The organism is Sulfuricurvum sp. RIFOXYD12_FULL_44_77 (genome assembly GCF_001830725.1).
GTDB lineage: Bacteria > Campylobacterota > Campylobacteria > Campylobacterales > Sulfurimonadaceae > Sulfuricurvum > Sulfuricurvum kujiense_A.
The window spans coordinates 1-6824 of record NZ_MIBU01000175.1 but is presented as its reverse complement, the minus strand read 5'-3'; the positions used below and the strand labels follow the sequence as shown (position 1 = coordinate 6824).

8 protein-coding genes are annotated in these 6824 nt (G+C 42.7%); 1 reads left to right on the top strand and 7 read right to left on the bottom strand.

Annotated elements, in window-relative coordinates:
* The first annotated feature begins 111 nt into the window (after window positions 1–111).
* Window positions 112–537, top strand: a complete 426-nt coding sequence (locus tag A2517_RS07000; RefSeq protein ID WP_294895492.1) for a c-type cytochrome — start codon at window positions 112–114, stop codon at window positions 535–537.
* Here the strand turns inward: A2517_RS07000 and A2517_RS06995 are convergent.
* The 7 genes from A2517_RS06995 to A2517_RS06965 form a co-directional block, all read right to left on the bottom strand.
* Window positions 534–1211 carry a ThiF family adenylyltransferase gene (locus A2517_RS06995; protein WP_294895490.1) on the bottom strand — a complete coding sequence of 226 codons (678 nt, stop codon included), beginning with the start codon at window positions 1209–1211 and terminating at the stop codon, window positions 534–536. The two genes, A2517_RS07000 and A2517_RS06995, sit on opposite strands and share 4 nt — an antisense overlap.
* 62 nt (window positions 1212–1273) lie before the next feature.
* Window positions 1274–3238 carry a sensor histidine kinase gene (locus tag A2517_RS06990; protein ID WP_294895488.1) on the bottom strand — a complete coding sequence of 655 codons (1965 nt, stop codon included), beginning with the start codon at window positions 3236–3238 and terminating at the stop codon, window positions 1274–1276.
* A gap of 1 nt (window position 3239) precedes the next feature.
* A complete protein-coding gene (locus tag A2517_RS06985) occupies window positions 3240–4031 on the bottom strand; it encodes a carbon-nitrogen hydrolase family protein (protein ID WP_294895486.1) in 792 nt (263 codons plus the stop codon).
* On the bottom strand, window positions 4031–4225 hold the full coding sequence (gene xseB, locus A2517_RS06980) for an exodeoxyribonuclease VII small subunit (protein ID WP_294895484.1): 195 nt from the start codon (window positions 4223–4225) through the stop codon (window positions 4031–4033). Before xseB ends, A2517_RS06985 begins: the two co-directional genes overlap by 1 nt.
* Window positions 4222–5319, bottom strand: coding sequence for a homoserine O-acetyltransferase (locus A2517_RS06975; RefSeq protein WP_294895482.1), 1098 nt, complete (start codon window positions 5317–5319; stop codon window positions 4222–4224). The genes xseB and A2517_RS06975 overlap by 4 nt, the downstream gene beginning before the upstream one ends.
* An 8-nt stretch (window positions 5320–5327) precedes the next feature.
* The gene (locus A2517_RS06970) at window positions 5328–6593 is read right to left on the bottom strand and encodes an O-acetylhomoserine aminocarboxypropyltransferase/cysteine synthase family protein (protein ID WP_294895480.1); all 1266 of its coding nucleotides are present in this window, start codon (window positions 6591–6593) and stop codon (window positions 5328–5330) included.
* 99 nt (window positions 6594–6692) lie between these two features.
* Window positions 6693–6824: IMP dehydrogenase (locus tag A2517_RS06965; RefSeq protein WP_294895494.1), on the bottom strand; the 132-nt coding region annotated here is incomplete at its 5' end.

The window sequence follows — 6824 nt, the reverse complement described above, 5'->3', positions numbered from 1 at the left end:
ATTCCTAGTTTCGCACTCCGGTGCGAAATTTTTCCTCTTTCTCTATCTTTTAAAATAAAATCAAACTAACTTATCATACACTGTCCTAATCTAATTTAGGAGTATTCTTTTATGAAAACCTTTCTCTACGTTATCTGTTCCCTTTTTTTAATCGGATGCAGTGAATCAACCTCAGAGCAAACGCCCTCATCTACTGAACCAAAAACCGTAGTCACCTATACCGTCGAAGCAAATACGTCAACTCCTGAGCAAAAGGCTCCCGTATCAGAAACTGCAGCCCCTCTAGCAACATCCGTTGATGGTACCGCCTTGTTTGGACAAAAATGTGCTTCTTGCCATGGAGCTAAAGGTGAAAAACCGGCATTGGGGAAATCCGCTGTTATTGCAGAGTTTAGTGAACAGCAAATCAAAGATGCCCTTAAAGGGTATCAAGCCGGTACCTACGGCAAAGAGATGAAAGGGTTAATGCAAGGACAAGCCAAAGGACTTAATGAAGCTCAGATCGGTGCTCTGGCTAAAGCTATTTCGGCACGTTAACCTTCACTTTTAGGTAGCGCAAATTTCTGCGTTACCAACTCCCCCTCTTCGTTAAAAAAGAGATAGTAGAGCTTATCTTTTTTCACATTTAACCCTGCTAGATAGCGCAATGCCAGATTGGCTTGCAACGAAGCAATGTGCATCACGATAGGTGCCGCAATACCTGCAGGGGTCTTAGAGGTAATTTTAAAGAGTTCATTAAAAGAGGCCTCTTCGAAAAAGCAAACCTGTCCGTTAAACGCTTCTACCGATCCATAAATCCATGGCAACCCTTTGGACTTGGCATACGTATTAATAGCGCCTCGAGAGGGCAAATTATCCGTTGCATCGATAATCAGATCAACCTCAATATTCTTTTCAGTAAATTCCTCAAAATTACAAACGTGTGAATACGCTCTAACATAGGGGCACCGCTCTTCAATCAAAGCGGCACACAGTTCGGCTTTGTATTTATCTTCATCTCCCATTTTAAAAGCGATTTGACGATGGATATTATGCAAACTCACCGTATCAAAATCAATCATATGGATCTCGCCGATTCCCGATGCACCCAGAGCGAACGCTAAAGACGATCCAAGACCTCCGCTTCCGATAACGGCTATCTTCTTTGCTTGCAGGAGTTGTTGCGTCTCTTCCCCCCACAATTGCACCTGACGGTGAAAATAGTGCATCATTTCTGCTCCTTTGATATTTGAGCTTTAGCTTACCATCGTTTTGATAAATAGTCCCACTATTCTCACTCTGATACTAAGGTATTAATCTCTGCCGAGGGAAGCATTATGACGAACCGAGCACCGCCGGCAATATTTTCAACCCAAATTTTTCCCCTGAAACTCTCTTCAATTATGTATTTGGACATATGAAGCCCCAATCCGCTTCCATGTTCATTATCTTTGGTCGTAAAATAGATATCAAAGACTTTTTCTATAACATTTGATGCAATCCCTCCGGCATTATCTTCAACACTAATCTTAATCCCTTTCTCAAACTCTTCTATACGTATTGAGATCTTCCCATCGGTCATTCTCTGCTCGATAATAGCGTCATGGGCATTTTTTATCAAATTCATCAAAACCTGTATCATCTCATTTTTGGCAATATTCACTTTGAGTGTCGTTGAAACATCGAGGTAGGTTTTAATTTTTGCGTATTTTAGAAATACATCACTCAGCTTCAATGCTTCTACTGCTAATTCACCCACATCTTCCAGTGACTTTGATTTATCGGTTTTGTAAAAATTACGAAAATCATCAATCGTTTTAGAGAGGTATTGAAGATGTTCGTCTATCCGTTCATGACTCTCCTCAAAAGCTTTTGCATCGCATTTTCCAAGCTTCTGCTTCACATACATATCCTGATTAATCAATGCTAGCGTATTAAGCGGCTGACGCCATTGATGTGCAATCTGCTCAATCATTTCCCCCATAGCCGCGAGTCTGGATTGCTGAACAAACAGGCGGTCTTTAAGACGTGCTTCATTCAATGCACTCTCTACCTTATCTCTAAGGGTATCATTAAGATGATTCAACTTTTCAATGTATTCGCGCTGCAAGAGGTACACCCGATCGGCTAATGCGAGAGAGAGGAAAATCATCTCAATGGCTGATCCGATTTGCTGTACATTATTAATGCCGTAAAAACTGGGGATAAGATCAAATTTATTAAATGCAAATATGATCGTAGCAATTAAAAACGAACTCCATCCGGCTACATAAAAACGGGCTGCTCGATATTCATGACGCATCACTCTCAAACCCGCTATCAACAAAACGACAGGTAATATAGAGGCCAAAGCAGCATTATAAGGGATCACTTGAGCGTAATGGAGAAACAATGAGGCAATTGCCATAAAAATACTCAGGAACATCATTATAATAATGGCCTTATCAACCTTCGGCGCATACATCGGCGTATTCAAAAAGTATCGGCTGAAATAGAGTGCGCAAAAAGCGGTAAAGGGGATAAACGCGCTCGATCCATGTTCTATAAACCAGTAATTATCGCCCCAAATATATTTAATCCCCAACCCGTCAAATGAAAGCTGCCATAGAATAAAAGAGACAAGAAATAAAATGTATCGAAGATAGTTTTTGTCCATCGTATAAATAAATAACACCGCGTTATAAAGAAGAACAATAAAAAAAATCCCGTAGTAGATCCCTACAAAAATATTATTTTTCTCTAGCTCTTCCATCAAACTCTCGGAAGAGAAAATAGAGAGGGGAAGCTGCATTGAACTTTGAGTTTTGAGACGAATATAGAGTGTCGCATCACTAATATTATTAAGAGGAAGTTCGGAAATAAAATAATGTGAACCGATATCGCGTGAACTAAACGGTTGAGAGGTTCCCATTCGCTGATGCTTGATAATTCGGCCATCAGGTTGAAGAAGGTACATATCGATGGATTCTAAAAGGGGATAATCAATTTTCATCCACCAATGTGTATCTGTGGAAGACGAAGTACGCAAATTGATTTTAAACCAGTAAACGGATCGTGTAAATCCAAAATTTACACTCCGTTCTTTAGTATAAGGGGTAAAGTATTCCCCTTTTATCTCCTCAAGTTTGAGACTTCCTTGGATATCTTCAAGATAAGATATTGAACCCTCAGTGGGTGTTAAGACCCCCCTTTGGAGCGTTAGGAAAGAGGCTTGTAGTACAAATGTAGAAACGAAAAAAAGAAAAAGTAGCTTTTTCAATCTAGCTTCGTTTTCGCAACGCCTCTTTAAACCCCCAACCTTTGCGTGACTCTATGAGGCTTTTTCGATCAAGATCAACGATTAACAGCTCTTCTGTATTACCGAGGTCTGCTTCAATCTCCCCATCGGGGGAGACAACCATCGAATCACCGTAAAATTTCCATGCATGTTGTTCATCACAATACTCCCCTACACGGTTGGCACGGAGAATATAACAGTTATGGGTAAACGCTCTGGTTTTTATCAACTCTCTCCAACGATTATGCGATTCGAACGTTGATGCACTCGGTACTAAAACCACGTCCACGACTTTGGAGCTTACGGCATTCCACATAGGATCAAAGTGGGTCTCAAACCCACCCATTACCGCAAATTTAAACCCTCCGCATGCAAAAACCATCGGAGGTTTTACAGACTCAATCGGATTGTTAAAAAATTTCTCTTCATTCCAATGAGGATAGTTAATCAAAAATTGCTGAGGATAATAGGTGACACTGCGGGCGTTAACCTTTGCTATCATTTTCGTACACTCTTTCTTTTTCACCGTTACGATAGGGGCAACAAAAGTAAGGTCGTATTTGAGAGCCAGAGATTTGAGGGTTTCAATTTGATGGGCACTTTGTTCGGCAATCATACTGATGGGGGTTTGGATCAGCTCTTTGAAAAACGGGTTAAGGAGGTATTCTCCCATCAAAACAAGTTTTACCCCTTTTTGATTTGCAACACGTGCATAACTTTCAAGCTTATTGCTTCCCATTCCGATGGAGGGGAGTTGGAGTATGGCGACGCGCATTATTGCTCCTGATTTTTAATAATTTGAATCTGCAACTCTGCATTTTGAAGCATGGTTTCGGCAGTTTTTAACTCTTTCATCCCCTCTTCATACGCTTTGACACTCTCGTTCATCGGCATTGCGGGATCCATCAGCTTCTCTAGAATCGCCTTGGCATTGGTAATCTTCGTCTCGAAACTCTCATCGCTCTTCATAGGGCCTCCCGAACATAATTCTCTATTTTATCAATTTCTACTAAAAAAGCGTCATGTCCGTAATCACTTTCAATTTCGAGATAATCGCTGTTTGTTTTTCCTAGTGCCTTCATTGCGGTATGGATATTCTCCATCTCGCTTGGAAGGAAAAGGATATCTTTCTCAAACCCGACCAAATAGAGCTCCGCATTGATTTTTCCTAATGCCTCTTCAAGAGAATCAAAACCCCTAGAGAGATCGTAGATATTAATCGCTTTCGTAATATAGAGATACGAAAGGGGATCAAACCACTTCGTAAAGTTATAGCCGTTATACTCCAGATAGGACTCAACCTGAAATTTTCCGAATAACTCATATAAGCCGTCGGTTCGCTTGTATTCACGACCGAACTTCTTTGTCATAGACTGATGGGATAAAAAACTGATATGTCCCGCCATACGCCCGATCGCCATGCCGCTAAGACCATTTTCGCGAATCACTTCGGGATCATAATAGCCGTTTTTAAATTCGGGATCTTTGAGAATCGCCTCTTGTGCGACTTTGTTAAACGCAATCGCCCACGGTTGTGTTGCTGCCGTCGTTGCCATCGCTATGATTTTTTTGGCGAAATTCGGGAAAAAGACACCAAACGCTAACGCTTGCATCCCCCCCATAGATCCGCCGATGATGGCATGGACTTGATGAATACCCAAACGGTCAAATAAAATACGCTGAGCTTTCACCATATCGAGGATCGTAATGACAGGGAATTTATAACGGTACGGTTCATGATAGGGATAGCGCATCGACATAGGTCCCGTGCTGCCAAAACAACTCCCGATGACATTCGTACAGATCACGAAAAATTTGTCGGTATCGACCGCTTTTCCCTGCCCTATAAGTCCATCCCACCATCCGCTCTTATTATCCCCCTCATACGTCCCCGCCGCATGATGAGAACCCGTGAGGGCATGGCAAATCACGATCACATTGTCCCGCGCTTCATTGAGTTCACCGTATGTTTCATAGATGATGTCATACGGTTCTAAGATACGCCCGCTCTCTAAATAGAGAGGGTTGGTAAAATGTTCGCTCTTGATTTGCAGATTTAACATGGAACCCTTTACGCGCCGAATGCCTGAGACAAATCATCGATCAAATCACTCGATGCTTCAAGCCCGATACTGAGACGGATAAGCCCTGACGGGACTCCGCATGCTATTAACTCTTCATTAGAGAGTTGTTGATGAGTTGTCGATGCCGGATGGGTGATAATCGATTTAGAATCCCCGATATTAACCACTAGAGAGAAAAGTTTTGTCGCATCCACAATCTGTTTCGCTTTCTCGAAACTCTCCACCTCAAAGCTGAGCAATCCGCTCGACATACCGTTTTGGAAATAACGTTGTGCATTGGCGAAATTGCTGTTGCTTTTTAATCCGGGATAGTTCACTTTTTTAACCATCGGATGAGACTCTAAAAATTCGGCAACTGCTTGAGCGTTGCGTGAGTGCTCTCTCATACGAAGCGAAAGGGTTTCGATCCCTTGGATAAAGAGCCAAGAGTTAAACGGGGATACAACCGCACCCAAATCGCGCAAAAGCGAGAGGCGGGCACGAAGACAAAAAAGTGGCAACGGCACATCGACATAGACCAAGCCGTGATAACTCTCATCCGCTTCATTAAATTGAGGATAACGAGCGTTTCCTTTGATAAAATCGACCAGCCCCTCACGCTCTACCATGATCCCGCCGATGGCAAGCCCCTGCCCCGTCGTATATTTACTCGCACTGTGAACGACGACATCGACCCCTGACTCCAAAGGACGGCACAATACCGGAGTCGCTACCGTGTTATCGACAATGGTAAGAATACCGTGCTTTTTGGCAATAGCCGTTATCGCAGCAATGTCGGCGACATCGATACTCGGATTGGTCAATGTTTCGAAAAAGATCGCTTTGGTTTTATCGTCCACCAACGCTTCAATCTCGCTCGGATTTTGAACATCAAAATAACGGGCTTGAATCCCGAAACGTTTCAATGTGTATGATGCTTGGGTCAAGGTTCCGCCGTAAAGCTGACGGGCACAGATAATATTGTCCCCCGATTCCGCTGCATTGGCAATGGCGTAGAAGATAGCCGCCATCCCGCTTGACGTTGCCAAACCTGCCGCGCCACCTTCCAATGTTGCAAAACGTTTTTCAAATACATCCGTCGTCGGATTATTCAAACGGGTATAGATATTTCCTAGCTCTTTAAGTGCAAACAAGTTTGCCGCATGCTCGACGTCACGAAATTCGTATGCCGTCGTTTGATAAATAGGAACTGCCATCGTACTTTGGGTATCTTTGTCATATCCCGCGTGTAGTGCTTCGGTTTGAAGTTGCATGTTCATCCTTTAGGTTGTTTTGTGCAATTGTATCGACATAGCCCGCATTTTCCCATGTTTCCCTAACGGTTTAATGTCCATTAGTTTAATAAGGAATATTTATACGTGGTAGTTCGGTGCTTCCTGAGTAATGATAACATCATGAACGTGTGACTCTTTCAGCCCTGCACTGGTGATTTCGACAAACTCTGCCTTATCCCAGAACGCTTCAATGCTCTCAGAGCCGCAATA